The sequence below is a fragment of the Mycobacterium sp. SMC-15 genome (assembly GCF_045310925.1).
Lineage (GTDB): Bacteria > Actinomycetota > Actinomycetes > Mycobacteriales > Mycobacteriaceae > Mycobacterium.
The window spans coordinates 75,588-100,659 of the sequence record NZ_JBJIAJ010000003.1 but is presented as its reverse complement, the minus strand read 5'-3'; the positions used below and the strand labels follow the sequence as shown (position 1 = coordinate 100,659).

Below are 25,072 nucleotides of genomic sequence, written 5' to 3'. Positions count from 1 at the left end.
TGTTTTGACACCTGCCTGAAGCTCTGATCTGGAGTCTGCTCAATGCCCGAGTCCGGCATGCCCTCGCTGTCGCCTGAGCCTCAGCAATCCTGGCCGTCGCCCGGTCCCAGCTATCCCCCGCCGCCGGGTTATCCGTACCCGTATCCGGCGCCCGGGCAGTACCCCGGCTATCCCCCACCTGCGGCGCCTCCCGCGCTCAGGAACGGTGCGGGCATCGCAGCCCTGATCGTTGCGATCGCGGGCATCGTGACCGCGTTGTCGGTGATCGGCGGCGTGGGACTGGGCCTGGCAGCCATCGTGCTCGGCATCATCGGGCGTGGCCGCGCCAAGCGCGGGGAAGCCGACAACGGCGGTGTCGCTCTCGCCGGGATCGTCTTGGGTGCGCTGGCGGTGATCGCCGGTATCGGCTGCATCTTCGTCTATGTCGGCATCTGGCGGACCGCCGGCGCCGGCGACTACGTGGCGTGCATGAGCAAAGCCGGATCGGACACGGACGCCCAGCAGCAGTGCACCGAACGGTTCCGTGAGCACTTCGAGAACACCTTTGGCAGCGGTCCCGACGCCCCCATGGTGCAGGAGGAATCGGACTCCGCGCTGATGCCGGCCTAGTGGCCTAGCAGCTTCCCGCCATCGGCCTAGCGCTTCGAGTTCGGGAAGTACTTCAGCACGCCTTCTTGCGTGACGGTGGCCAGCAGTTGCCCGGATCGGTCGAAGAAGTGTCCGGTGCCCAGCCCGCGGGAGTCCGCCGCCACCGGTGACGACGTCGCATACAGCACCCAGTCGTCGAACCGCACCGGCCGGTGAAACCACACCGTGTGGTTGGCGCTGGCCGCGAAGATCCGGTCGAAGCCCCAGGACAGCCCGTGGGTGGTGATGATGGAGTCGAGCACCGTGGTGTCCGACGAGTAGACCATCATCGCGGTGTGCAGCACCGGGTCCTCGGGGATCACCCCGCCGGCCTTGACCCAGACCCGGTTGTGGCCCAGTTGGCCACCCTTGTCCCGCATCACCCAGGCCGGGTCGTTGGTGTAGCGCCACTCGATCGGGTGCGGTGCTTTGACGAAGCCCGGGACGACTTCCTCGTAGCCGTTGAGCAGTTCGCGCAGCCGGGGCAACGTCTCGGGCTCGGCGACCGTGGGCGCCTCAATGCTGTGTTCCAGCCCGCTCCCCCCGGACAGGTACGAGACCATCGACGTGGCGATCAAGGTGTCACCCTGCAGCGCGTCGACCCGGCGATTGGCGAATCGGCGTTCGTCGCGCAGTCGGTGCACCCGGAATTCGATGTCGCGGGCCGGATCGCCACCGTTGATGAAGTGGACCGACAGCGCACCGGGCGGTAGGTGCGCGGCCACGGTGCGGCTCGCGGCGACGAACGACTGTGCCATCAGTTGGCCGCCGAAGGTGCGCAAGGGCGTCTTGCTGGGGTGCGATCCGACGAAGACATCGTCATCAACACTCTTGAGATCCAGTACGGCCAGCAGCTCCTCGAGATCCGTATTCGGCTCGGACGACACTAGATGTCGTCCTCCCCGATCCGGTGCACGTGAATCATGTTGGTGGAGCCTGTGGTTCCCGGCGGAGCCCCCGCGACGATGACCATCAGATCACCGCGCTCGTAGCGACCCAGATCGAGCAGCGCCTTGTCCACCTGGCGGATCATCCCGTCGGTCGAGTCAGCCTGCGGAACGATGAACGTCTCGGTCCCCCAGGTCATCGCCAACTGGCTACGGATCTCCGGGAGTGCGGTGAACGCCAACAGCGGCAGCGGGGTGTGCAACCGGGCCAGCCGCCGCACGGTGTCACCGGACTGGGTGAACGCCACCAGTGCCTTGGCGTCCAGGCGTTCACCGATCTCGCGTGCGGCAAACGAGATGACGCCGCGCTTGGTGCGCGGCACGTGCGTCAACGGCGGTGCCGCCGTGGAGTTCTGCTCCACCGCGCAGATGATCCGGCCCATGGTCCGTACGGCATCAAGGGCGTGCTTGCCCACCGCGGTCTCCCCGGACAGCATCAACGCGTCGGCGCCGTCGAGCACCGCGTTGGCCACGTCGGACGCCTCCGCCCGGGTGGGCCGGAAGTTCTCGATCATCGACTCCAGCATCTGAGTCGCCACGATCACCGGGCGCGCGTTCTCGCGGGCCACCTGGATGACCCGCTTCTGCACCAGCGGCACCTCTTCGAGGGCCAGTTCCACGCCCAGGTCACCGCGGGCCACCATGACCGCATCGAAGGCCAGAACCACGGCCTCGAGGTTCTCGATCGCTTCGGGCTTCTCCATCTTGGCGACCACCGGAACCCGTCGGCCGACCCGGTCCATCACTTCGTGCACCAGCTCCACGTCCGACGGTGAGCGCACGAACGACAGCGCCACGATGTCGACGCCGAGCTTCAGCGCGAACTCCAGGTCGTCGATGTCCTTCTCCGACAGCGCCGGTGCGGAGACGTTCATGCCCGGCAGTGACATGCCCTTGTGGTTGCTGACCGGGCCACCCTCGGTGACCGTGCAGACCACGTCGTCACCGTCGATGTGATCCACCACCAGCCCGACCTTGCCGTCGTCGACCAGTACCCGGTCTCCCGGGGCGGCGTCGGCGGCCAACTTCTTGTAGGTGGTGGACACCCGGTCGTGGTCGCCGGGGCAGTCGGCGACGGTGATGCGCACCGTCTCGCCGTTGGCCCAGTAGGTGGGGCCGTCGGCGAAACGCCCCAATCGGATCTTGGGGCCCTGAAGGTCGGCGAGTACCCCGACAGCCCGCCCGGTCGCATCCGAGGCGGCGCGCACCCATTCGTAGGACGCCTGGTGGTCTGCGTGCTCACCGTGACTGAAGTTCAGGCGGGCCACATCCATGCCCGCGTCAACCAGTGCCCGGACCATCTCCGCGGAGCGGGTCGCAGGACCAAGAGTGCAGACGATCTTTCCGCGTCTATTCACGGCGCCAGCATAGTCGGGCCGGCTGAGCTACCTCCCTCAGGAATGGTTGCCGGCAGCGAAAAACCATGTGACGCACGGGTGCGCCGGTTGATCAGCTGACGTCGCGCAGCGGTCGGCCCTGTTTATCGCGCACTCGGCCGCTCAGTATCAGGATCGCGTCGATGACACCCCAGACGAACGGCACGACGATCCCGAGCCCGTATGTGGTGATGGTGGCCAGTACACCGATCGCCAGTTGCACCAAGCCCAGACCGGTTTGGCCCAAGTACATGCGGCCGAAGCCGAGGAATCCGAAGAACCCCAGCAGCTGTAGCAGTGCGGCAGTGACTTTCGACTTCGGTGAGTAGGGCTGTCCCGTCCTCGGATGGCGGCCGTAGGGCGCCCACATGTCCGGATAGCCCGGCGGTGGCGGGTAGGGCTGCCACCGGCCGTACGGACCTGCTGGAGGCCACGACGGATCGGTCATGTCTGCAGCATGCCAGAAATGCCGGATACGACGGCTGGTCCGCTATCGGTCCTGGTCGGCGTCGTCCGAATCGTCGGTGTCGTCGGTGTCGTCCGGTTCGGCCTCGACGGCTTCGGGTTCCTCGGCGACCTCGTCAACGGGATCGTCGGGAAGTTCGGCGTCGTCGGCGCCGTCGTTCTCCGAATCTTCCGACTCCGCGCTCTCGGCGCTGTCCGGTTCGGAATCGGCCGCTTCGTCTTCGCCGTCGTCCGCCGCCGCTTCCGGCTCGGGCTCGGGCTCTGCTGCGTCCTCGGCGGGCTCCTCGGCTGCGTCCTCCTGGACTAGCTCTGGCTCCTCGGAGTTGTCAGTGTCCTGAGCCGGCTGGTCTTCGGTGAACTCGGCGTCATCTTCCTCAACGGCCTCGTCCTCAACGGCCTCGCCGGTTTCGTCCGCGTCCTCAGCCGGGGCTTCGTCGTCAGCGTCGGTGTCCCGCTCGGCTTCCGGCTCTTCCTCCTCGGACGCCTCGGACGTTTCCGGCTCATCCTCGTCGGACGCCTCGGATTCGTCGGCGGTCTGCGCATCTGCCGATTCGGCTTCGCCGGTAAGTCTTTTCGGCACTCGAACCACGGAGCCGACACCGTTGGAGACGCCGGCCGCCACCAGCTCGGCGTCCTCGGCCTCGTCGTGCTCTTCCTGCGGCTCCGCCTCGGCAGCGTCCGGCTCGTCGACTCCCTCGGGTTGCCATGCTCGACGGATCGCTTCGGGATCTTCCCGCCCCTTGGTCGCGAGCAGGATGTACACCACCGCGCCGATGAAGACGAACGTCGACGTGAAGGAGTTGACCCGGATCCCGGCGATATGGGTCGCGGCATCGTCGCGCAGCAACTCGATACCGAACCGGCCGATGCAGTAGCCCGCGACGTAGAGCGCGAACAGCCGTCCGTGCCCCATGCGGAACCGTCGGTCGGCGTAGATCAACACCAGGAACACCACGAGGTTCCACAACAATTCGTACAAGAACGTGGGTTGGACGATCTTGTAGAGCTCGCCGGTCGATACGCCGTCGAGCAGGTGCGGATCCCGGACCCCGGCGGCGTCCTCGCGCCAGAAGATCTCCAGGCCCCACGGCAGCGTTGTCTCCCGGCCGTAGAGCTCCTGGTTGAAGTAGTTCCCGATGCGCCCGATCGCCTGGGCCAACACGATCCCGGGCGCGACGGCGTCACCGAAGGCGGGCAGGGAGATCCCGCGGCGGCGGCAGCCGATCCACGCGCCGACCCCACCGAGCGCCACCGCGCCCCAGATCCCCAGACCGCCGTCCCAGATCCGCGGCGTCGCTTCCCATCCGACGCCGCCCTCACCGAAGTAGGTACGCCAGTCGGTCATCAGGTGATACAGCCGCCCACCGATCAGCCCGAACGGCACCGCCCACAACGCGATGTCATAGATGACGCCCGGCTCTCCGCCACGGGCCCGCCACCGGCGATCACCGAGCAGCAGGGCGGCGACGATCCCGATGATGATGCACAAGGCATAGGCCCGAATCGGCACCGGACCGAGGTGCCAGACTCCGCGCGCAGGACTGGGAAAATAGGTCAGCCAATCCAACGTCATTGCGTTGAAATCCTTTGACGCACGCCGGAAGCAAGCTCTCGCGTCAACGTCCGCAGCTCGGTCAAGCCGTCGGCGAGCGCGGTGACCAGCGCCGAACCGACGATGACACCGTCGGTGTAGGCACCGATTTCGGCGGCCTGCGCGCCCGATCGCACGCCCAGCCCCACGCCGACGGGGATGTCGGAGACTCCGCGCACCCTGGCCACCAGCTCCGGCGCCGCGTTCGACACCGTGTTGCGGGCGCCGGTGACGCCCATGGTGGAGGCGGCGTAGACGAATCCGCGGGTCGCTTTGACGGTCTCGGACAGCCGCTGCGGCGTCGACGAAGGCGCCACCAGGAAAATCCGATCCAGCGCATGCTGTTGCGACGCGGCCATCCAGTCATCGGCTTCGTCGACGATCAAGTCGGGGGTGATCAGACCCAGTCCGCCGGCTGACGCCAGGTCGCGGGCGAACGCGTCGACGCCGTAGCGCAGCACCGGATTCCAGTAGGTCATCACCACGGCACGCCCACCGGCCTTGGTGATCGCCTCGACCGCGGTCAGCGTGTCGCGCACCCTTACCCCGCCCTGCAAGGCGGTCTCGGTGGCGCGTGCAATGGTCGGGCCGTCCATTCCCGGGTCGGAATAGGGCACGCCGACTTCGATGAGGTCACAACCGGATTCGACCAGTGCGGTCAGCGCGGCGATGGAACCCGGCACATCCGGGTAGCCGGTGGGCAGATAGCCGATCAGTGCGGCGCGGCCCTCGGCTCGGCACGCGGCGAACATCGGGGCGAGCCGGTCGCCGGCGTGGTCGCTCACGACGCGTCTCCTGCCTCGTCGAACAGACCGAACCACTTGGCGGCGGTCTCCACGTCCTTGTCGCCGCGACCGGACACGTTGACCACGATGACCTTGCCGGGTCCCAGCTCGGCCGCCAGTTTGAGCGCACCGGCCACCGCGTGTGCCGATTCGATCGCCGGAATGATTCCCTCAGTGCGGCAAAGGATTCCGAAAGCGTCCATCGCTTCGGTATCGGTGATCGGCCGGTACTCGGCGCGTCCGGTCTCACGCAGCCAGGCGTGCTCCGGACCCACACCCGGGTAATCCAGGCCGGCCGAGATCGAGTGCGACTCGATGGTCTGACCGTCGTCGTCCTGCAGCAGGTAGGAGAACGATCCCTGGAACGCACCCGGTGTTCCGCCGGCGAATGTCGCGGCGTGCCGCCCGGTGTCGACGCCGTCGCCGCCGGCTTCGAAACCGATCAGGCGGACCGCGGGATCGTCGAGGAACGCGTGGAAGATGCCGATGGCGTTCGACCCGCCGCCCACACACGCCACTACTGCGTCGGGAAGCCGGCCCGCCATCTGTTGGATCTGAACGCGGGTCTCCAGGCCGACGATCCGCTGGAAGTCGCGCACCATGGTCGGGAACGGGTGCGGCCCGGCCGCGGTGCCGAAGCAGTAGTAGGTGCGGTCAGCGTTGGTGACCCAGTCCCGGAAGGCCTCGTTGATGGCGTCCTTGAGGGTCTGCGAACCCGACTCGACCGAGACCACCTCGGCGCCCAGCAGCCGCATCCGCGCCACGTTGAGCGCCTGCCGGCGCGTGTCGACGGCACCCATGTAGATCACGCATTCCAGGCCCAGCAAGGCGCAGGCGGTGGCGGTGGCGACCCCGTGCTGGCCGGCCCCGGTCTCGGCGATCACCCGGGTCTTGCCCATGTGCCGCGCCAGCAGTGCCTGGCCGAGCACGTTGTTGATCTTGTGAGAACCGGTGTGGTTCAGGTCCTCTCGCTTCAAGAAGATCCGGGCCCCGCCGGCATGTGCGGTCAGGCGCTCCGCGTCATACAGCGGCGAGGGCCGGCCGGTGTAGTGCGTCTGCAGGTTATCGAGGGTGTCGAGGAACTCCGGGTCGTTGCGCACCTTGTCGTAGGCGGCGGTGACCTCTTCGATGACCGCCATCAGTGCTTCGGCGACGTAGCGGCCGCCGAAGGCCCCGAAGTGCCCGCGGGCGTCGGGATCGTGCGGGGTCGGCTCGGCCACTCCGGCGCTGGCGCGCGGAAGACTCGGTTGCGAGGTGTCTGACATTTAGCGGGCCGACTTCGGGCAGGACGGATGCTTACCCGCACTGACCAAATCGGCAACGGCCGCCCGCGGGTCGCCACTGGTGACGAGTCCCTCGCCGACCAGGACGGCGTCCGCACCGGCACCGGCGTAGGCCAGCAGGTCCGCGGTGCCCCGCACCCCGGACTCGGCGATCTTGACCACCTCGGTGGGCAGTCCGGGCGCGATCCGCGCGAAGCAGTCGCGGTCGACCTCCAACGTGGTCAGGTCGCGCGCGTTGACGCCGATCACCTTGGCGCCGGCGGTCAGGGCGCGGTCGGCTTCTTCTTCGGTGTGCACCTCGACCAGTGCGGTCATGCCAAGCGACTCGGTGCGGTCCAGCATGGATTCCAGTGCCTGTTGTTCGAGTGCCGCCACGATCAGCAGCAGCATGTCGGCGCCGTGGGCGCGGGCCTCGTGAATCTGGTACGGCCGCACGATGAAGTCCTTGCGCAGCACCGGAACTGAGACCGCGGCGCGCACCGCGTCCAGGTCGGCCAGCGAACCGTTGAAGCGGCGCTGTTCGGTCAGCACGCTGATGGCGCGGGCCCCGCCGTCGGCGTAGGAGCTGGCCAGATCCGCCGGATCGGCGATGGGCGCCAGTTGGCCCTTGGAGGGGCTCGCGCGCTTCACCTCAGCGATGACCGCGATGCCGGGCTCACGCAGCGCCGCCATCACGTCGCGTGGCGGGGGCATGGCCTCGGCCGCTGCCTTGACTTCGGCGAGCGGGACCAGGGCCTCACGGGCGGCAAGGTCGGCGCAGACTCCCTCAATGATGGAGTCGAGAACGGATGCCGAAGTCATGACTGCCGCTTCCTCTCCCGCGTCCTGTGGACCTTCGTCGAAGACCTTTATCGAAGGGTAACGACCGTCGTTGCCCGCGGTGTCACCGGCCCTCGACGTCCGGGCCGGGGGCCCGGTCATCGGGGTCCCCGGTGGGGTCTCGCCCCTCGTCGAGCGCGTCCCACATCATGCGTTCCGACAGCGGTGAATCACCCTGGCCGGTAGGAGTGCCCGCCTTTAGATCACGCGCGACCGCGCGGCGCTCCGCGGGAGCCGAATACTTGGTGACGCGGCCGGCAGTGTGCGCGGCGACCCGCATCAACAGCACCGCCGCGGCCAGCACACCCAGGGCCGCGACCAGGCTCAAGACGGCGCCGGTAAGCCGGCGCTCGGTGCCCACCAGCGAGGTCAACGGAATCTCGGCGATGTCCAGGGCCCGCAGGGTGATGTCCCGGGCCACCCACATGCTGGTGGCCAAATATCCGCAGGCCAGACTCACTGCGGCCAACACCACCGCCAACACCCGCAGCTGCCACCCGCGCACCGCCATCGCGGCGACGGCAGCGGCCAGACACAGCAGCGCCAGGGGCAACAGCGCCGTCGACCAGGACGCGCCGGTGAGGGTGATCTCCTTGGGCTGCCCGAGCCCGTCGAACGAGCGGATCAGAACCCACGGCAGCCGTGCGGCGCCCCAGAGCCCGCCGGCGGCCGCTACCAGCAGCAGTTGTGCCCCGCGCAGCGCGCGGGCGTCGGTGCGTGCGCGTCCGTCAGCCATCGGTCCCGGGCGCCGCCAGGGTCTCGGCGGCGGCGATCGCGGCCAGTACTGCCCGGGCCTTGTTTGATGCCTCGGTGTACTCGTAGGGGCCGTTGGAGTCGGCGACCACTCCGCCGCCCGCCTGCACGTAGGCGGTGCCGTCGCGCATCAATGCCGTGCGGATCGCGATCGCGAAGTCGGCGTTGCCGGCGAAGTCCAGATAGCCGACGACGCCGCCGTAGAGGCCGCGCCGGGTCTTTTCGACCTCCTCGATGAGTTCCATCGCGCGCACTTTGGGCGCCCCGGACAAGGTGCCCGCCGGGAAGCACGCCGTCACCGCGTCCAGCGCCGTCCGATCCTCGGCGAGGTCTCCGGTGACGGTGGACACCAGGTGCATGACGTGGCTGTAGCGCTCGATGTGGCTGTAGTCGGAGACCCGCACCGTCCCCGGAACACACACCCGGCCCAGGTCGTTACGGCCCAGGTCGACCAGCATCAGATGCTCGGCGAGCTCCTTCTCGTCGTTCAGCAGATCCTTGGCCAGCAGCTGATCTTCGTCCTCCGTCGCCCCGCGCCACCGGGTCCCGGCGATCGGGTGCGTGGTAGCGCGGCCGTCTTGAACGGTCACCAGCGCCTCGGGGCTGGAGCCGACGATCGAAAAGGCCAGTCCCCCGTCGGCGTCGGGCACCTGCAGCAGGTACATGTACGGGCTCGGGTTGGACACCCGCAGCATCCGGTAGACATCGAGCGGGTCTGCCGGCGTGGTCATCTCGAAACGCTGCGACGGAACCACCTGGAACGCCTCGCCGGCCTCGATCTCGCCGACCAACCGCTCGACGATCGCCCCGTACTCCTCGGGGGTGCGCTGACCGCGGTAGACCGGGTCGGGCCGGTCGAAGGTGGCGACGCTGGACTCCAGCGGCTGACTCAACGCCGCGGTCATCACATCGAGGCGCGCGATCGCGTCGTCGTAGGCCTCGTCGACGCGCTCATCGGTGCCGTTCCAGTTGACCGCGTTGGCGATCAACGTGATGGTGCCCTCGTGGTGGTCGACGGCGGCCATGTCGGTGGCCAGCAGCAGCAGCATGTCGGGCAGCTGAAGGTCGTCGACGGCCAGCTCGGGCAGGCGCTCCAGCCTGCGCACCAGGTCGTAGGTGAAAAAGCCCACCAGGCCGCTCGACAGCGGCGGCAGCCCGGGGATGGCGGCCGTCTCCAGCAGCGTCAGCGTCTGGCGCAGGGCCTGCAACGGGTCACCGCCGGTGGGTGCGTCCTGCGGTGCGGCACCCAGCCACACCGCTTCGCCGTCCCGCACTGTCAGCGCCGAGGTCGTACCCGCACCGATGAACGACCAGCGCGACCACGATCGGCCGTTTTCGGCCGACTCCAGCAGGAAGGTGCCAGGACGGTTGGCAGCCAGTTTGCGGTAGGCCGACAGCGGTGTTTCGGCGTCGGCCAGCACCTTGCGGGTCACCGGGACCACGCGGTGCTCAGCCGCCAGCGCCCGGAAGTCCGCCCGGGAAGTGACGCCGGCCCTAGAAGTGCTCGTGATTTGCACGCGCCCATCTTCCCAGACCCCGGCCTGTCGCCGGCATCGCGCACCAGTCCGCCCACCGCTATCGCCGCCGCCACGGTCGCACCCGGAGTAGCGTGACCGCCATGAAAACCGGTGACACCGTGGCCGACTTCGAACTCCCCGACCAGACCGGGGCGCCGCGCAAACTCAGCGACCTGCTGGCCAACGGGCCGGTGGTGCTGTTCTTCTACCCGGCCGCCATGACGCCGGGGTGCACCAAGGAAGCCTGCCACTTCCGCGATCTGGCCGGCGAGTTCGCCGCCGTCGGGGCCACCCGGGTGGGCATCAGCGCCGATGCGGTGGACAAGCAAGCCAAGTTCGCCGACCAGCAGGGCTTCGACTACCCGCTGCTGTCCGACACGGCCGGGACGGTGGCCACCCAGTTCGGCGTCAAGCGCGGCATGCTGGGCAGGCTGATCCCGGTGAAGCGGACCACGTTCGTGATCGACACCGACCGCACCGTGCTGGATGTGATCGCCAGCGAATTCTCCATGGACACCCACGCCGACAAGGCGCTGGAGGTGCTGCGGGCACGCTCGTCGGCCTAGCGCTGGGCGTTGCGGGCGGAGGTCAGACGGGTTTGTGGAACGTGTAAACCTGGTACTGCAGAAGTCCGAGCTGCGACAGCCACTTCATCCATCGGGTCCCCACGATCATGGTCTTCCGGGTCTGCGCTGACTCGTGTGCGCGGAAGAATTTGAGCAGGAATGGGTACGTCGGCAGCGTTTGCTTGCGGATATTGCGCTTCGCTTCCAGTTGCAGTCCCGCGCGTGAGCCCATGGCCTTGTAGGACCGCAGGGGGACATTGCCCAGTGTTCCGTAGGATTTCGCGATCCGGCTGCGGATCGCCATCCAGATCGGGGTCTTCCCGAAGAACATCATGATCGGTACGAAGTCGGATACCGCCAGGTAGCCACCCGGCCGGAGCACCCGCGCCGCCTCCGCGATGAAACGCTCACGGGAGGGGAAGTGGAAAATGCATTCGACGGCCAGGACGCGGTCGAAAGAGTTGTCCGCGAACGGCAACTGACAGGCGTCGGCTTCGACCCAGGAGATCGAGTTGTCGTCGGCCGGCGTGCTCTGAGCCTCGGCGGCCGCGAGCTGGCGGGGGTCGATATTGAGCCCCGTGAGACCCATGGCGGAATATCGGGCGTTGACCTGGCGGATGGTTCCGCCGAATCCGCAACCCACATCCAGCAGCGTCTGCCCGTCGGCCACCTTGCCGGCATCGAGCAGCAGGCCGTTCATCTGTGCCATGGCGGCGATGTAGTCGGCCTGGGTGCCGTCGGCCACTGCCGGGTTCTCCCAGTAGCCCCAGTGCACCTGGTCGCCCCACAAATGGCCGAGTTCGCCGCGGTTCTGGCTATCGCCCATGACGAGGTCAAAATATGGCAGGTCCGGCACCCGCGGACGCTATCACGTCGTTGTTTCGCGCGCAGGAATCATTCGTCGGCGCGGTGGCGCCGAATGGCGGGCAAACATCGCCAAGCCGCGGGCTGTAACCGGGCGCAGGTCCCCCGGCTCAACTCGCCCGCGGTAACGAGCCGGTTATGCCTGCTCCGAGTCTCCGGAGCGCTTCACCACGCTCATCCGGTCTCGGCGGATGGCCGACTCAATCCGGCTCTGGATCTCGCTGAGCGCGCCGACCACGTCCCCGCGGACGTGAATCAACTGCATGACTTCGGCGTCGGTGCGCTCAATGATGAGCTTGGCTTCACGCTCAGCAGTGGCGATCAGGGCCGCGGCGTTGAGGCGGCTGTCCTTTTCCATGTTTGCGATCTGGATCTGTGCCTGCTCCCACGCCGCACTGACCTGCTTAGCCTGCTCGCGTTCGCTTTCGCGGCGGCGCCGTTCGTCCTCCTCGGCGACTCGCTGCGCCGCCTCGCGGCGGGCGCGCTCGGTCTCCTCGGTTTCGCTGATCAGGCGAGCGCATTCGGCCTGCGCGGCGCGCAGCAACTCCTCGGCCTCGGTCTTGGCGTCGGTGAGGATCTGCTCGCGACGTTGCGACGTCGATTCCTGAAGCTCAGCCAACGCGGCACCGGCCGCGGCGCGATCCTGGCGGGCTGCCTCAAGCTCGTCGCGCAGGTCGTGGGTGAGCGCTTCGGCTTCTTCCTGAGCCATCGCCTTGGTGCGCCGGGCCTCATCGGAGGCCACCCGCATCATCCGTGCGATTCGGTCCGACATCCCCTCCACCGAATCGATAGGACCGGACAACCGAGCGATGTCACCGCGCAGCGCATCGATCTCACCGCGCAGCCGGGTCCGGTCATCGTCGGTGTTGGCGAGATCGCGCCGGGCATCGGCGAGCTGAGCTTCGAGCGCTGGGATGCGCTGTTGAAGAGAGTCGAGCTCCTGGTGCAGGTTCTGGATGTACTCCAGCACCTGGCTTCGGTCGAGGCCGCGCAGTTGCGTCGTGAAGTTGGGCAGTTGCGGCTCGAGAAGAGAAATCGCTGTGCTCACCGGGGGCTCCTAGTTGAGGTGTGTGTCGTCGGAGGATTGGGGGTCAAGGGTCGGCCGCGCCAGCCGCTTCGTGGACGGAGGCTTCTGGAACAGCGCGTCCCAGTCCTCGCCCTCATCGGAGTTGCGAACCCGGTGCGAGGTGACGGTTACCGTGCGAGCCTGGTCGATGGGCTCTGCGGCCTGCTCCAGCTCATTGACCTTGGCGTAGAAATCGCGCAGCTGCTCGGTGATCATCGCGCGAACCGCCAGGAGTTCCTGCAGTTTGGCCTCTGCGGCTGCTTGTTGCGCTTCAATGTCAAGCCGGACCTGGGCCAGCAGTTCCTCTGCCGCACTCTCGGCGTCGCGCACGATGTCGGCGGCGTCCTGGCGGGCCTGCTGGCGAAGCAGTGCCAAGCCGGCGTGCAATTGGCTGGTCTGTTCTTCGAGGTTGGTGCGCACCGCGACGACCGCGTCGTGTTCCTTCTGCGCGTCGGCGATGATCTCGGCGGCGTGGTCGTGGGCGCTGGTGCGGATTCGATCGGCTTCGGCCGTGGCCGACGACAGGATCGAGGTCAACTGATCACTGAGGTTGGCGATATCGCCGGGGATTGCCCGGGCCAGTTCGGTGTACTGCGCCGAGGTGGTGGCCAGCTCGTACCGAGACTTGTCGACCTGATCTCCGAGTGCGGCGATCCGCGTCTCGCTACGGCGGATCAGTGTGTGCAGCTCCGAGAGCTCCTTGTCGTGGGCCTCGGTATGGCGGTAATTCATCCGCTCCATATCTGCAGAAATGCGGGCGTAGATGGCAGCGGCTTGGACGTCGACGCGCTGACTGATGATCCTCGCCTGCTCTCCCGTCACGCGTGTCACTATATCGACTTATATTGACGCCTGCGCAAGCCTAATTTTGTTAATCAGTATTTCCTCGCGATGTTGCAGGTGGCTCGTGATGCACCGCCAATCCCCAGGTCGGGATGCTTTTGTTAACCATTATTTGGGAGCGGAACCGAGGATAGCCCGGTGGGGCAGCCCGCCATTTATCGAGGTGCGATTCCATTTGTTAATCGCCATTGGCGGTTGTTAATCACCATTTCTCGGTGACCGTGCAAACAATGGATAGGTAGAAGAACTTTATAGATCAGTCGGTGAGGGCGCACATACCGCCCGTCACCGTCGGTCACTCAATCCGCGGCTTCCAACAGCACGTCGTTGTCGAAGCAGGTACGGGCCCCGGTATGGCAAGCTGCCCCGGACTGATCGACCTCCAGCAGGACGGTGTCACCGTCGCAGTCCAACCGCACCGAATGCACGTACTGAGTGTGGCCGGTAGTGGCCCCCTTGATCCATTGCTGATTCCGGGAGCGGGAAAAATAGGTGGCCTCACGAGTTGCCAACGTGCGGGCCAATGCATCGTCGTCCATCCAAGCGACCATCAGCACCTCTCCGGTGCCCCGCGCCTGTGCAACCGCCGCGATCAGTCCCTCGGCATTGCGCTTGAGCCGGGCTGCGATCGCTGGATCCAGCTGGTTTGTCGTCATCGAACCACGATCCCCTCGGCGGCCATCGCGGCCTTGACCTGGCCGATGGTCAGTTCCCGGAAGTGAAACACGCTGGCCGCCAGGACCGCGTCGGCGCCGGCGGCCACAGCCGGGGCGAAATGCTCTGCCGCGCCGGCTCCCCCGCTGGCGATCACCGGCACGCTCACCGCGGCCCGAACGGCACGCAGCATCGACAGGTCGAATCCGGCCTTGGTGCCGTCGGCATCCATCGAGTTCAGCAGGATCTCCCCGACCCCCAGCTCCACACCGCGGACCGCCCATTCGACCGCGTCGATACCGGTGCCCTGCCGGCCGCCGTGGGTGGTGACCTCCCATCCGGATGCGGTGGGTGGCGAACCGGCCGGGACGGTACGGGCGTCGACCGACAGCACGATGCACTGGGAGCCGAACTGGCGGGACAACTCGGCCAGCAGTTCCGGGCGGGCGATCGCGGCGGTGTTCACCGACACCTTGTCCGCGCCGGCCCGCAGCAACACGTCGACGTCGGCGACCGTGCGCACTCCGCCGCCGACGGTGAGCGGGATGAACACCTGATCGGCGGTGCGCGCGACGACCTCGAGCATGGTGGCCCGGCCCGACGACGAGGCGGTCACGTCCAGGAAGGTCAGTTCGTCGGCGCCCTCGGCGTCGTAGGCTGCGGCCAGCTCGACCGGGTCACCGGCATCGCGCAGGTTCGCGAAGTTGACGCCCTTGACGACTCGGCCGCCGTCGACGTCCAGACACGGAATGACCCGTACCGCCACATCACTGCGCTTATGCATGTCAGTAGTCCCCCGGTGGGCCAACTCGCTTGAGGATGTCCAGAATCTGATCGTGTACTCCCGGTGCGGCGACCAGCGCCGAGTTCGACTGGGCCGTCCAGGGTGCGCCGGCCAGGTCGGTGACAATGCCTCCGGCCGCGCGCACCATGGCCACACCGGCGGCGTGGTCCCAGATGTGGTCGCCGAAACTGATCGCACCGCCGAGGGTTCCATCGGCGACGTAAGCCAGATCGATTCCGGTGGCGCCGTGCATCCGCGTCCGTGAGGTCACCCGGGTCAGGCCTTCGAGCACCGCGAGCCGGTAGCGGCCGGGAAACCGGCCCCGCCACTCGACGTTGAAGGTGCCGATGCCGACCAACGAATCGGCCAAGTCGACGGGTTTCAGTGGCGGCTGCGCCACCCCGTTGCGGATCAGCGGGCCGTCGGCCACCGCGGTATAGCGCTGGTCGGCGAACGGCAGCCAGGTCAATCCCGCAACCGGCTCACCGTCGCGCAGCAGGCCCAACAGGATCGCGGACATCGGTGATCCGGCGGCGTAGTTGAACGTTCCGTCGATCGGGTCCAGCACCCACACCAGCGGCGAATCGATCGGTGGCCCGCCGAATTCCTCGCCGTGCACGCCGATTCCGGTCGCCGCCACCAACGCCTCGGTGATCTGTCGTTCCAGGGCCAGGTCAACCTCGGTGGCGAAGTCGTTGGCGCCCTTGCGGACTGCGGAATCGGCCCGGTGGCCGGCCAGGAAAGGCTCGGCGGCGACATCGAGGATCTCCGACGCCGCTGCGACCAGCGCGTCCAGATCCGCGGTGTCCAACGCCATGTCGGCCTACTCCCGCACCGTGGACAGCGCCTCGGGCAGCGTGAAGCGGCCCGCGTAGAGGGCCTTGCCCACGATGGCGCCTTCGACGCCGCGGCCGACCAGCGTGGCGATCGCCCGCAGGTCATCCAGGCTCGACACTCCCCCGGAGGCGATCACCGGAGCGTCGGTGCGGTCGGCGACTGCGCCGAGCAGCTCCAGGTTGGGGCCGCCCAGCGTTCCGTCCTTGGTCACGTCGGTGACGACGTAGCGTGAACAGCCTTCGGCGTCAAGGCGTTCCAGTACCGGCCAGAGGTCACCGCCGTCGGTCTCCCAACCGCGGCCGCGCAGCCGGTGGATGCCATCGGGGTGATTGGGGTCGATCTGCACGTCCAGCCCGACCGCGACTTTTTCGCCGTGCTCGGCGATCGCGCGCGCGCACCACTGCGGGTTCTCCAAGGCGGCCGTGCCCAGGTTCACCCGGGCGCAGCCCGTGGCCAGTGCGGCCGCCAGGGACTCATCGTCACGGATGCCACCGGACAGTTCGACCTTGACATCAAGGCGCCCAACGACATCGGCGAGCAGCTCGCGGTTCGATCCGCGGCCGAACGCGGCGTCCAGATCGACCAGGTGGATCCATTCCGCGCCGTCGCGCTGCCAACCCAGCGCGGCGTCCAGCGCTGAGCCGTACTCAGTCTCACTGCCGGCCTTGCCCTGCACCAGGCGCACCGCGCGGCCGTCGACGACGTCGACGGCCGGCAACAGAACCAGTGCCTTGTTCACAGCAGTACTCACAGTGCCTCCACCCAGTTGCTCAATAGTGTCGCCCCGGCATCCCCACTCTTTTCGGGGTGAAACTGGGTGGCGGCCAACGGCCCATCCTCGACAGCCGCCACGAACGGTACCTGATGGGTCGCCCAGGTCACCAAAGCCTCCGGACGGCCTTCCCAGCGCTGAGCGGCATAGGAGTGCACGAAATAGAAGCGGGTGTCGGCGTCCAGCCCGGCGAACAGCGTGCTGCCGGGTGCGGCATCGACGACGTTCCAGCCCATGTGCGGGATCACCGGGGCTTCCAGGCGGGTGACGGCACCGGGCCACTGGCCGCAGCCGGCGGTGTCCACCCCGAACTCGACTCCGTGCGCGAACATGATCTGCATCCCGACGCACACTCCGAGTACCGGGCGGCCGGCCTGTAGGCGTTCGGCGATGATCTTGTCGCCGTTGACCTTGCGCAGCCCGGTCATGCACGCCGCGTACGCCCCGACACCCGGCACCAGCAGACCGTCGGCATCGGCGGCGGCGTCGGCGTCGGCGGTCACCTCGACTTGGGCACCGACCCGTTGCAGGGCCCGCTGGGCCGAGCGCAGGTTCCCGGAACCGTAGTCCAAGATCACCACCCGGGCAGAGCCGCTCACAGGGCTCCCTTGGTGGACGGCACGCCGGTCACCCGGGGGTCGGGTTCCACTGCCTGGCGCAGCGCACGCGCGACCGCCTTGTACTGGGCCTCGGTGATGTGGTGCGGGTCACGACCGTAGAGCACCCGCACGTGCAGTGCGATACGCGCGTTCGACGCCAGCGTCTCGAACACGTGCCGATTGATCACCGTGTGATATGGCGCCTGCGTTCCGGCAATCGTGGTGTGCGTCATGTGATCCGGTTCCCCGGTGTGCACGCAGTAGGGCCGGCCCGACACATCGACGGCAGCGTGGGCCAGCGTCTCGTCCATCGGGATGAAGGCGTCGCCGAATCGGCGGATGCCCTTCTTGTCGCCGAGCGCCTCGCCCAGCGCCTGTCCCAGCACGATCGCGGTGTCCTCGACGGTGTGGTGGGCTTCGATCTCGACGTCGCCGCGGGCGCGCACCGTCAGATCGAAGCTGGCGTGACTGCCCAGTGCGGTCAGCATGTGATCGAAGAACGGCACACCGGTCTCGATGTCGACGATGCCGGTGCCGTCCAGGTCGAGCTCGACCGTGATGTCGGATTCGCGGGTGGCGCGTTGCACCCGGGCTCGGCGGGTCATGATTCTCCTAATGACGGTTGGGCGAGTTCGGTGGCCGCTAGCTGCTTGCTGGCGGCGAGCAATGCATCGTTCTCCTCCGGAAGTCCGGTGGTGGCCCGCAGGTAGCCGGGGATGCCGACGTCACGGATCAGGATGCCGGCGTCCAGGTAGCGCTGCCAGGTTGCGGGCGCATCGGCGAACCGGCCGAACAGCACGAAGTTGGCGTCGCTGGGAATGACCCGAAACCCCATGGCGGACAGCTCGGCTGAGACGCGGTCCCGTTCGGCGATCAGCTGGGCGACGCTGCCCAGGGTGTCGTCGGCATGGCGGAGCGCGGCGCGGGCGGCCGCCTGGGTGACCACCGACAGGTGATACGGCAGGCGAACCAGCAACATCGCGTCGATCACCGCCGGGGCCGCGATCAGGTAGCCGAGCCGGCCTCCGGCGAACGCGAACGCCTTGCTCATCGTGCGGCTGACGATCAGCTTCGCCGGGTAATCGTCGATCAGCGCGATCGCGCTGGGCTGCGACGAGAATTCGCCATAGGCCTCGTCGACGATCACGACCCCCGGTGCGGCGTCGAGCAGGCTGCGCAGATCCTTGAGCGAAATGCTCTGCCCGGACGGGTTGTTCGGGGACGCGACGAAAACCACGTCGGGGTGGTGCTCGGCGATGGCAGCGCCGGCCACATCGACGTCCAGCCCGAAGTCGGAGGTCCGGTTGGCGGCCAGCCACCGCGTTTGGGTGCCGTCGGAGATGATCGGGTGCATGGAGTAGGACGGAACGAATCCGATGGCGCTACGGCCCGGACCACCGAATGCCTGCAGCAACTGCTGCAGGATCTCATTGGAGCCGTTGGCCGCCCACACATTGTCCGGCCCCACCTCAACGCCGGTCTGGGCGGTCAGATAGGCGGCCAGGTCGGTGCGCAGCGCCACCGCATCGCGATCGGGATAGCGGTGCAGCTCCGCGGCGGCTTCGCGCACCGAACGTGCCACGTCGTCGATGAGTGCCTGGCTCGGCGGGTGCGGATTCTCATTGGTGTTGAGCCGTACCGGAACTTCCAGTTGCGGCGCACCATAGGGCGACTTGCCGCGCAGATCGTCGCGCAGCGGGAGATCCGCCAGGGTGATCTGCGCGCCCGGGCGGGCTGGTGTGCCGCTCACTGCTCGAACCTCCGTCGAACCGCTTCGCCGTGTGAGGGAAGGTCCTCGGCCGTGGCCAGTGCGATCACGTGGCCGCTGACATCCTTGAGTGCGGCCTCGGTGTAGTCGACGACGTGGATTCCGCGCAGGAACGTCTGCACCGACAGCCCGCTGGAGTGCCGCGCACTGCCCGCGGTGGGCAGCACGTGGTTGGAGCCCGCGCAGTAGTCGCCGAGGCTGACCGGCGCGTACGGTCCGACGAAAATCGCACCGGCTGAACGGATTCGGGTTGCCACCTCGGCGGCATCGGCGGTCTGGATCTCCAGGTGCTCGGCGGCGTAGGCGTTCACCACGCGGATACCGGCGTCCAGGTCGGCGACCAGCACGATCGCCGACTGCGGTCCAGACAGTGCCGTAGTCACCCGCTCGCGGTGCACGGTGGTCTGCAGCTGGGCAGTCACCTCGCGGTCGGTGGCATCGGCCAATTCCGGGCTGGTGGTGACCAGCACGCTGGCGGCCATCTCATCGTGCTCGGCCTGGCTGATCAGGTCCGCGGCCAGATGCGCCGGGTGCGCGGTGTTGTCCGCGAGGATGGCGATCTCGGTGGGGCCGGCTTCGGCGTCGATCCCCACCTGCGAGCGGCACAACCGCTTGGCGGCGGTGACGTAGATGTTGCCGGGGCCGGTGACCATGTCGACCGGCGCCAGTTCACCCCCATCGGTGTCGGTGCCGCCGTAGGCCAGCAATGCCACCGCCTGGGCACCGCCGACCGCCCAGACCTCGTCGACGCCGAGCAGCCGCGCCGCGGCCAGGATCGTCGGGTGTGGCAGACCGTCGAAGGCGGCCTGGGGCGGACTGGCGATTACCAGGGACTCGACACCGGCGATCTGGGCCGGGACGACGTTCATCACCACGCTGGACGGGTAGACCGCGTTACCGCCCGGCACGTACAGGCCCACCCGCTCTACCGGAAGCCAGCGTTCGGTAACGGTGGCGCCCGGGGCCAGCGTGGTGGTGGTGTCGGTGCGCCGCTGATCGGAGTGGACCGCCCGGGCGCGGCTGATCGCCACCTCCAGAGCGGCACGGACGGCGGGGTCCAACTCGGCTAGCGCACGCTCCAGCGCCGTATCCGGCACCCGGATCGTGGCCGGTCGGATCCGGTCGAACGATTCGCCGAACTCCAGCGCCGCGGCGGCCCCACGCTCGGCGACCGCCTCGACGATCGGGCGCACCCTCGGCAGCACCGCCTCCACGTCCACACCACCGCGTGGCAGAGCGGCACGCAGCTCGGCCTTGGATAGGTCCGACTGTTCGGTGCCGCGCAGGTCGATGCGTGCCATCAGGCCGGTGTTCACACCGCCCATTCTCCCAGAGGGGCTCAAGTCAATATCGCAGCGCCGGGACGACCCGCCGCGTAGGGGCTCGCGGCTAGGGTGGTGCGCAGTGTGACGTCGGCGAACACCGATCGCCGACATGCGCGTCACGTCCCACGAGGAACGGAGTTGCCATGGCTTCCGACAAGGGTGCCGCTGACCCGTCCACGCTGCCGGCGGTGTTCCCGGCATGGGTGGATCGGCTGCAGATCAAGTATGTGAACCCGGTGGTCAAGCCGCTGTCCAAGTTCATTCCGGGCACGTCGGTGATCACCCATCGGGGGCGCAAGTCCGGCAAGCCCTATGAGACGGTGGTGACCACCTACCGCAAAGACGGCCTGCTGGCGATCGCGCTCGGCCACGGCAAGACCGACTGGGTCAAGAACGTGCTGGCCGCCGGAGAGGCCGACGTCCGGCTGTCCCGCAGTGAACTGCATCTGGTCAATCCGCGGATCCTGCCGGCCGGCTCGGGCGATACCTCGCTGCCATTCCTGCTGCGGGTGCAGAACCGCAAGGTGGCGGTGCTCGTCACCGATATCAGCTGAGGCCTTCAGCGGCTACATGTCTTACATGTCTAAGCCGATGTCGAGCACCTGCACCGAATGGGTGAGGCCCCCCACGGCCAGGTAGTCGACCCCGGTGGCGGCGTAGGCGCCCGCGCAGTCCAGGGTGAGCCCACCCGATGACTCCAGCAGCACGCCGGGTGCCCGGGAGTCGCGCCGCTGCGCCGCCATCTGGGTCTGCCAGACCTCGAAGTTGTCCAGCAACACCAGCTCGGGCCCCTCGGCGAGCACCTCGTCGAACTGCTCGAGTGAATCCACCTCGACCTCGCAGGGCACGTCGGGCGCCGCGGCTCGGACCGCCCGCAGCGCCGCAGCCACCGAACCCGCCGCGGCCACATGGTTGTCCTTGATCAGCGCGGCATCGCCCAGACCCATCCGGTGATTCACCCCGCCGCCGACCCGTACCGCGTACTTCTGCAGCACCCGCAGGCCGGGCAGCGTCTTGCGGGTGTCGCGGATGCGCGCCGACGTGCCGTCGACGGCGTCGACCCAGGCCGCGGTGGCGGTGGCGATCCCGGATAGGTGGCAGACCAGGTTGAGCATGGTGCGTTCGGCGGTCAGAAGGCCACGGGTGTCGGCCTTCAGGGTCAGCACCGGTGCGCCGGCCGCAAGTCGTGCACCGTCGGTGACGCGGTCCAACACCCGGTAGCCGTCGGCCCCGAGGACCTCGTCGAGCACCAGAAGAGCCAGATCGACCCCGGCGATCACCCCGGGCGCCCGAGTGACCATGGCCGCTTCGGCCATCACGCCGGCGGGAACCGTCGCAGCGGTGGTGACATCGGGCCCGTAGCGCAGATCCTCGTCGAGCGCGCGGGCGATGACCTGGCGGGCCTCGTCGAGTTCGGTCTCGGACAGCTTCACGATGCGACTCCCGCGGGTGTGTCGAGCGCGACCACCCCGTCGCGCAGCCGGATGGTGGAACTGCGGGCCTGACCGGGGTCGGCGGCCGGGTGGTCAGCCCGGTGATGGCAGCCTCGGCTCTCGGCACGGGCCGACGCCGCCGCTGCGACCACCCGGGCAGCCAGGGTCAGCGCAGCGTCCTCGACGCCGGCCCGGTCGGCGACCGGGCGCGCACTGGCGCCGGCCAGCAGCTCCTGCAGTCCGCTAAGCCCGTGCGCGTCGCGGACCACCGAGGCGTCGCGCGACATGGCCTCCTGCAGGGTCTGGCGGTCCAGTGCCGCGCGGCGGACAGGCTCGGGTACCGCGGCGTCGGACTGACCCACCGCGGCGCAGTGTGCCGCAGCCGCAGTGCCCGCGCGGTCACCGACCACGAGGCCCTCCAGCAGGCTGTTGGAAGCCAATCTATTGGCACCGTGCATCCCGGTTCGCGCCACCTCGCCCGCGGCGAACAGACCGGGCAACTCGGTGCGGCCGGTGACGTCGGTGATCACTCCACCACAGCTGTAGTGCGCGCCCGGGACCACCGGAATCGGTTGGCGCACAGGGTCGATGCCGGCGTTGCGGCAGGCCGCGGTCACGGTCGGGAAGCGCTCTTCGAAGCCATCGATCCCGCGAGCATCGAGATAGGCGCAGGCGTCGCCGGTTTCGCGCAGGCGCGCGTCGATAGCGCCCGCCACCACGTCGCGCGGAGCCAAATCCCCCATCGGGTGCACCCCTGCGGTGATCGAGGCGCCGCGGGCGTCGATCAGCTTGGCGCCTTCGCCGCGCACCGCCTCGGTGATCAGCGGCCGGCGCCCACCGGTGGCACTGCCGTTGCCGGCGCCCGAGAACAGCATCGTCGGATGGAACTGGATGAATTCCAGATCGCTGACCGCGACTCCGGCCCACAGCGCCAGGGCCACCCCGTCTCCCGTCGCTCCACCGGGATTGGTGGTCGCCCGGTACAGATGACCCAGACCGCCGGTCGCCAGCACCACCGACGGGGCGTGGATCACCCCGATCCCGTCGGCATTGGCCACCAGCACCCCGGTGACGCGATCGGCGTCACGCAGGATCTGCAGCACCACCTGACCGACGCGAACATCCAAAGCGGCCGCGGCGTGGTCCAGGGCACGCTGCACCTCGGCCCCGGTGGCGTCGCCGCCGGCATGAATGATGCGGCGCCGGGAGTGCCCGCCTTCGCGGGTGAGCGCCCAGTCCCCCTGTGCGTCCTGGTCGAACGACGCCCCCGCGGCGGCAAGGTCGGAGACCGCGCGATAGCCGTCAGCCACGATCGAGGTCACCGCGTCGCGGTCGCACAATCCGCCGCCGGCGGCCAGGGTGTCGGCGACATGGTCCGCGACCGAATCGTCATTGCCCGGCAGCACCACTGCGATCCCGCCCTGGGCGTAGTGCGTCGCCGTTGCCGCCGAGCCCGCGGCGGATTTGCTCAGTACCACGACCGCGCGCCCGGCGCGGTGCGCGGCCCGCGCTGCCGCCAGCCCGCCGACGCCCGTGCCGATGACGACGACATCGGCTCGCTGCTGCCAGCTGGGACCAGGGGTCACTTGCTGACCGGGACGGAGTGTCCGATCGAGATCATCCGCTGCACGCTGCGGGCTGCCAGGCGCGCCGTTTCGGGGTCGACGTGGATCTCGTCGGCGCCCTCGGTCAGGCTGCGCAGCAGGGCCGCCGGGGTGATCATCTTCATGTACTTGCAGGCCGCCTTGCGGTTGACCGCCTCGAAGTCGACCTGCGGCGCCGCCTTGCGCAGCTGGTGGATCATGCCGATCTCGGTGGCGACCAGCACCTTGCGGGCTCCGGTGCGGGCGGCCTCCTCGAGCATCCCGCCGGTCGACAGGATCTTGACCTGCTCCTCGGGGAAATGGCCCTCGCCGACCAGATACAGCGACGACGTCGCGCAGCCGCATTCGGGATGCACGAACAGTTCGGCGTCGGGGTTGGCCCGGGCCTTCTCGGCGAGCTCGTCGCCGTTGATGGCGGCGTGCACGTGGCATTCGCCGGCCCAGATGTGGATGTTGTCGCGGCCGGTGACCCGTTTGACGTGCTGGCCCAGGAACTGATCGGGCAGAAACAGCACCTCACGGTCGGGGTCGATGGCATTGACCACGTCGACGGCATTCGATGAGGTGCAGCAGTAGTCGGTCAGCGCCTTGACCGCCGCCGTGGTGTTCACATAGGACACCACGACCGCGTCCGGGTATTCGTCGCGCCAGGCCCGCAGTTCCTCGGCCGTGATCGAGTCGGCCAGCGAACAGCCCGCCCGGGTGTCGGGTAGCAGCACCGTCTTGTCCGGGGAGAGGATCTTGGCGGTCTCGGCCATGAAGTGCACGCCGCAGAACACGATGGTGTCCTCGTTCGCGGTGGCGGCGATCCGCGCCAGCGCCAGCGAGTCCCCGACGTGGTCGGCGATGTCCTGGATAGCCGGCAGTTGGTAGTTGTGGGCGAGGATCGTCGCGTTGCGTTCCTTCTTGAGCCGAAGAACCTCGGCCACCCACTCCTCGTCGGGTTCGATACCGCTGTAACCGGCCGGCGAGTTCACGATGCGGTCGGCCAGGCTGCCTGCCTGTACACCGCTGTCGGTGAGGGTGGTCATGAGTGACTCCTTCTCAAAACAGGTTTTCGACTTATAATCGAAAACGTGGTCCATACTAGCACCGAGCACGAAGTGCTCACTGTGGTCTTCCAGGTTGGCGAGCTTGACCAGCGCCGGCCCCGACTGAACGTGCTGCTGTGGGAACGCGCGCGCGAACCGCAGTCGGGGCGCTGGTCGCTGCCCGGGGGCTTGCTGCGCAATGACGAGGATGTCACGGCATCAGCCCGCCGCCAGCTGGCCGAGAAGGTCGATTTGCGTGAGATCGCCCACCTTGAGCAGCTGGCTGTGTTCTCCGACCCGGGCCGGGTGCCCGGCGTGCGCACCATCGCCTCGACGTTTCTGGGCTTGGTGCCCTCCCCCGCCGACCCGGAACTTCCGGGCGACACGCATTGGCATCCCGTCGACGACTTGCCGCCGATGGCTTTCGACCATGGCCCCATGGTGGCGCACGCGCACAGCCGCCTGGTCGCCAAGATGTCCTATACGAATATTGGATTCGGTTTGGCGCCAACGGAATTCATCCTGTCGACACTGCGGGACATCTACAGTGTCGTGTTGGGTTACCAGGTCGATGCGACCAACCTGCAGCGCGTGCTGGTGCGCCGTGGGGTGATCACCCCGACCGGTACCACCGCCCGTTCCGGGCGTAGCGGGGGCCGTCCGGCGGCCCGATATCGGTTCACCGAGTCCGAACTTCGGGTCACCGACGAATTCGCTGCGTTGCGCCCGCCCGGGTGAGTCGACTGGAATCTTAACGCCTTCT

Annotated in this window: 27 protein-coding genes; 4 read left to right on the top strand and 23 right to left on the bottom strand. The window is 68.1% G+C overall.

Features of this window, described 5'->3' with window-relative positions:
* Window positions 1-42 precede the first annotated feature (42 nt).
* Window positions 43-609, top strand: a complete 567-nt coding sequence (locus ACJH71_RS05425) for a DUF4190 domain-containing protein (protein WP_406757003.1) — start codon at window positions 43-45, stop codon at window positions 607-609.
* A 26-nt stretch (window positions 610-635) separates the two neighbouring features.
* On the opposite strand, the gene ACJH71_RS05420 is transcribed toward ACJH71_RS05425, so the two are convergent.
* The 9 genes from ACJH71_RS05420 to ACJH71_RS05380 form a co-directional block, all read right to left on the bottom strand.
* On the bottom strand, window positions 636-1,514 hold the full coding sequence (locus tag ACJH71_RS05420) for an acyl-CoA thioesterase II (protein ID WP_406757002.1): 879 nt from the start codon (window positions 1,512-1,514) through the stop codon (window positions 636-638).
* Window positions 1,514-2,932: a pyruvate kinase gene (gene pyk, locus ACJH71_RS05415; RefSeq protein ID WP_406757001.1), complete on the bottom strand. Its 1,419-nt coding sequence runs from the start codon at window positions 2,930-2,932 to the stop codon at window positions 1,514-1,516. The genes ACJH71_RS05420 and pyk overlap by 1 nt, the downstream gene beginning before the upstream one ends.
* Before the next feature lie 91 nt (window positions 2,933-3,023).
* Window positions 3,024-3,398 carry an NINE protein gene (locus ACJH71_RS05410; protein ID WP_406757000.1) on the bottom strand — a complete coding sequence of 125 codons (375 nt, stop codon included), beginning with the start codon at window positions 3,396-3,398 and terminating at the stop codon, window positions 3,024-3,026.
* Between the two features lie 42 nt (window positions 3,399-3,440).
* On the bottom strand, window positions 3,441-4,988 hold the full coding sequence (lgt, locus tag ACJH71_RS05405; RefSeq protein ID WP_406756999.1) for a prolipoprotein diacylglyceryl transferase: 1,548 nt from the start codon (window positions 4,986-4,988) through the stop codon (window positions 3,441-3,443).
* Window positions 4,985-5,758, bottom strand: coding sequence for a tryptophan synthase subunit alpha (trpA, locus tag ACJH71_RS05400; RefSeq protein WP_406757253.1), 774 nt, complete (start codon window positions 5,756-5,758; stop codon window positions 4,985-4,987). Before trpA ends, lgt begins: the two co-directional genes overlap by 4 nt.
* 29 nt (window positions 5,759-5,787) lie before the next feature.
* Window positions 5,788-7,056, bottom strand: coding sequence for a tryptophan synthase subunit beta (gene trpB / locus ACJH71_RS05395; protein WP_406756998.1), 1,269 nt, complete (start codon window positions 7,054-7,056; stop codon window positions 5,788-5,790).
* Window positions 7,057-7,875 carry an indole-3-glycerol phosphate synthase TrpC gene (gene trpC / locus ACJH71_RS05390; protein WP_406756997.1) on the bottom strand — a complete coding sequence of 273 codons (819 nt, stop codon included), beginning with the start codon at window positions 7,873-7,875 and terminating at the stop codon, window positions 7,057-7,059.
* An 82-nt stretch (window positions 7,876-7,957) separates the two neighbouring features.
* Window positions 7,958-8,629, bottom strand: coding sequence for a TIGR02234 family membrane protein (locus ACJH71_RS05385; protein ID WP_406756996.1), 672 nt, complete (start codon window positions 8,627-8,629; stop codon window positions 7,958-7,960).
* Entirely contained in the window at window positions 8,622-10,157 is a 1,536-nt protein-coding gene (locus ACJH71_RS05380) for an anthranilate synthase component I (protein WP_406757252.1), read from the bottom strand. The genes ACJH71_RS05385 and ACJH71_RS05380 overlap by 8 nt, the downstream gene beginning before the upstream one ends.
* A 107-nt stretch (window positions 10,158-10,264) precedes the next feature.
* Between ACJH71_RS05380 and ACJH71_RS05375 the strand changes: the two genes are divergently transcribed.
* Window positions 10,265-10,729 carry a peroxiredoxin gene (locus tag ACJH71_RS05375; protein WP_406756995.1) on the top strand — a complete coding sequence of 155 codons (465 nt, stop codon included), beginning with the start codon at window positions 10,265-10,267 and terminating at the stop codon, window positions 10,727-10,729.
* Window positions 10,730-10,751: 22 nt separating this feature from the next.
* Here the strand turns inward: ACJH71_RS05375 and ACJH71_RS05370 are convergent, their stop codons facing one another.
* The 11 genes from ACJH71_RS05370 to hisD all read right to left on the bottom strand — a co-directional run bounded on the left by ACJH71_RS05370 (window position 10,752) and on the right by hisD (window position 20,220).
* Window positions 10,752-11,585 (bottom strand): methyltransferase domain-containing protein, encoded by an 834-nt coding sequence (locus ACJH71_RS05370; protein ID WP_406756994.1) that lies wholly within the window; start codon window positions 11,583-11,585, stop codon window positions 10,752-10,754.
* Between the two features lie 144 nt (window positions 11,586-11,729).
* On the bottom strand, window positions 11,730-12,641 hold the full coding sequence (locus ACJH71_RS05365; protein ID WP_406756993.1) for a hypothetical protein: 912 nt from the start codon (window positions 12,639-12,641) through the stop codon (window positions 11,730-11,732).
* Between the two features lie 9 nt (window positions 12,642-12,650).
* The gene (locus tag ACJH71_RS05360) at window positions 12,651-13,481 is read right to left on the bottom strand and encodes a hypothetical protein (protein ID WP_406756992.1); all 831 of its coding nucleotides are present in this window, start codon (window positions 13,479-13,481) and stop codon (window positions 12,651-12,653) included.
* A 320-nt stretch (window positions 13,482-13,801) separates the two neighbouring features.
* Window positions 13,802-14,158 (bottom strand): phosphoribosyl-AMP cyclohydrolase, encoded by a 357-nt coding sequence (gene hisI / locus ACJH71_RS05355; RefSeq protein WP_406756991.1) that lies wholly within the window; start codon window positions 14,156-14,158, stop codon window positions 13,802-13,804.
* The gene (hisF, locus tag ACJH71_RS05350; protein WP_406756990.1) at window positions 14,155-14,940 is read right to left on the bottom strand and encodes an imidazole glycerol phosphate synthase subunit HisF; all 786 of its coding nucleotides are present in this window, start codon (window positions 14,938-14,940) and stop codon (window positions 14,155-14,157) included. The genes hisI and hisF overlap by 4 nt, the downstream gene beginning before the upstream one ends.
* A 1-nt stretch (window position 14,941) precedes the next feature.
* Window positions 14,942-15,757 (bottom strand): inositol monophosphatase family protein, encoded by an 816-nt coding sequence (locus tag ACJH71_RS05345; RefSeq protein ID WP_406756989.1) that lies wholly within the window; start codon window positions 15,755-15,757, stop codon window positions 14,942-14,944.
* Between the two features lie 6 nt (window positions 15,758-15,763).
* Window positions 15,764-16,504, bottom strand: a complete 741-nt coding sequence (gene priA, locus ACJH71_RS05340) for a bifunctional 1-(5-phosphoribosyl)-5-((5-phosphoribosylamino)methylideneamino)imidazole-4-carboxamide isomerase/phosphoribosylanthranilate isomerase PriA (RefSeq protein WP_406757251.1) — start codon at window positions 16,502-16,504, stop codon at window positions 15,764-15,766.
* A 20-nt stretch (window positions 16,505-16,524) separates the two neighbouring features.
* Entirely contained in the window at window positions 16,525-17,148 is a 624-nt protein-coding gene (gene hisH / locus ACJH71_RS05335) for an imidazole glycerol phosphate synthase subunit HisH (protein WP_406756988.1), read from the bottom strand.
* The gene (gene hisB / locus ACJH71_RS05330) at window positions 17,145-17,753 is read right to left on the bottom strand and encodes an imidazoleglycerol-phosphate dehydratase HisB (RefSeq protein ID WP_406756987.1); all 609 of its coding nucleotides are present in this window, start codon (window positions 17,751-17,753) and stop codon (window positions 17,145-17,147) included. The genes hisH and hisB overlap by 4 nt, the downstream gene beginning before the upstream one ends.
* Window positions 17,750-18,898, bottom strand: a complete 1,149-nt coding sequence (locus ACJH71_RS05325; RefSeq protein ID WP_406756986.1) for a histidinol-phosphate transaminase — start codon at window positions 18,896-18,898, stop codon at window positions 17,750-17,752. Before ACJH71_RS05325 ends, hisB begins: the two co-directional genes overlap by 4 nt.
* Window positions 18,895-20,220 carry a histidinol dehydrogenase gene (gene hisD / locus ACJH71_RS05320; protein WP_406757250.1) on the bottom strand — a complete coding sequence of 442 codons (1,326 nt, stop codon included), beginning with the start codon at window positions 20,218-20,220 and terminating at the stop codon, window positions 18,895-18,897. Before hisD ends, ACJH71_RS05325 begins: the two co-directional genes overlap by 4 nt.
* 164 nt (window positions 20,221-20,384) lie before the next feature.
* Between hisD and ACJH71_RS05315 the strand changes: the two genes are divergently transcribed.
* Window positions 20,385-20,795, top strand: a complete 411-nt coding sequence (locus tag ACJH71_RS05315) for a nitroreductase family deazaflavin-dependent oxidoreductase (protein ID WP_406756985.1) — start codon at window positions 20,385-20,387, stop codon at window positions 20,793-20,795.
* A 21-nt stretch (window positions 20,796-20,816) separates the two neighbouring features.
* Here the strand turns inward: ACJH71_RS05315 and nadC are convergent, their stop codons facing one another.
* The 3 genes from nadC to nadA are packed head-to-tail and all read right to left on the bottom strand — an operon-like array spanning window position 20,817 to window position 24,309.
* The gene (nadC, locus tag ACJH71_RS05310; RefSeq protein ID WP_406756984.1) at window positions 20,817-21,674 is read right to left on the bottom strand and encodes a carboxylating nicotinate-nucleotide diphosphorylase; all 858 of its coding nucleotides are present in this window, start codon (window positions 21,672-21,674) and stop codon (window positions 20,817-20,819) included.
* Entirely contained in the window at window positions 21,671-23,260 is a 1,590-nt protein-coding gene (locus ACJH71_RS05305) for an L-aspartate oxidase (RefSeq protein ID WP_406756983.1), read from the bottom strand. Before ACJH71_RS05305 ends, nadC begins: the two co-directional genes overlap by 4 nt.
* Complete coding sequence (nadA, locus tag ACJH71_RS05300) at window positions 23,257-24,309, bottom strand: quinolinate synthase NadA (RefSeq protein WP_406756982.1); 1,053 nt, start codon at window positions 24,307-24,309, stop codon at window positions 23,257-23,259. Before nadA ends, ACJH71_RS05305 begins: the two co-directional genes overlap by 4 nt.
* A 45-nt stretch (window positions 24,310-24,354) precedes the next feature.
* On the opposite strand from nadA, the gene ACJH71_RS05295 reads away from it, so the two are divergent.
* A complete protein-coding gene (locus ACJH71_RS05295; RefSeq protein ID WP_406756981.1) occupies window positions 24,355-25,047 on the top strand; it encodes an NUDIX domain-containing protein in 693 nt (230 codons plus the stop codon).
* The last annotated feature ends 25 nt before the right edge of the window (window positions 25,048-25,072 follow it).

Bases quoted from the DNA above. Each gene is read 5' to 3' on its own strand.
- ACJH71_RS05315 (WP_406756985.1), top strand. From the start codon at position 20,385: ATGGCTTCCGACAAGGGTGCCGCTGACCCGTCCACGCTGCCGGCGGTG.
- ACJH71_RS05385 (WP_406756996.1), bottom strand. From the start codon at position 8,629: ATGGCTGACGGACGCGCACGCACCGACGCCCGCGCGCTGCGCGGGGCA.
- ACJH71_RS05410 (WP_406757000.1), bottom strand. From the start codon at position 3,398: ATGACCGATCCGTCGTGGCCTCCAGCAGGTCCGTACGGCCGGTGGCAG.
- trpC (WP_406756997.1), bottom strand. From the start codon at position 7,875: ATGACTTCGGCATCCGTTCTCGACTCCATCATTGAGGGAGTCTGCGCC.
- nadA (WP_406756982.1), bottom strand. From the start codon at position 24,309: ATGACCACCCTCACCGACAGCGGTGTACAGGCAGGCAGCCTGGCCGAC.
- hisI (WP_406756991.1), bottom strand. From the start codon at position 14,158: ATGACGACAAACCAGCTGGATCCAGCGATCGCAGCCCGGCTCAAGCGC.
- trpB (WP_406756998.1), bottom strand. From the start codon at position 7,056: ATGTCAGACACCTCGCAACCGAGTCTTCCGCGCGCCAGCGCCGGAGTG.
- hisF (WP_406756990.1), bottom strand. From the start codon at position 14,940: ATGCATAAGCGCAGTGATGTGGCGGTACGGGTCATTCCGTGTCTGGAC.
- ACJH71_RS05345 (WP_406756989.1), bottom strand. From the start codon at position 15,757: ATGGCGTTGGACACCGCGGATCTGGACGCGCTGGTCGCAGCGGCGTCG.
- trpA (WP_406757253.1), bottom strand. From the start codon at position 5,758: ATGTTCGCCGCGTGCCGAGCCGAGGGCCGCGCCGCACTGATCGGCTAT.
- ACJH71_RS05425 (WP_406757003.1), top strand. From the start codon at position 43: ATGCCCGAGTCCGGCATGCCCTCGCTGTCGCCTGAGCCTCAGCAATCC.
- hisB (WP_406756987.1), bottom strand. From the start codon at position 17,753: ATGACCCGCCGAGCCCGGGTGCAACGCGCCACCCGCGAATCCGACATC.
- lgt (WP_406756999.1), bottom strand. From the start codon at position 4,988: ATGACGTTGGATTGGCTGACCTATTTTCCCAGTCCTGCGCGCGGAGTC.
- ACJH71_RS05375 (WP_406756995.1), top strand. From the start codon at position 10,265: ATGAAAACCGGTGACACCGTGGCCGACTTCGAACTCCCCGACCAGACC.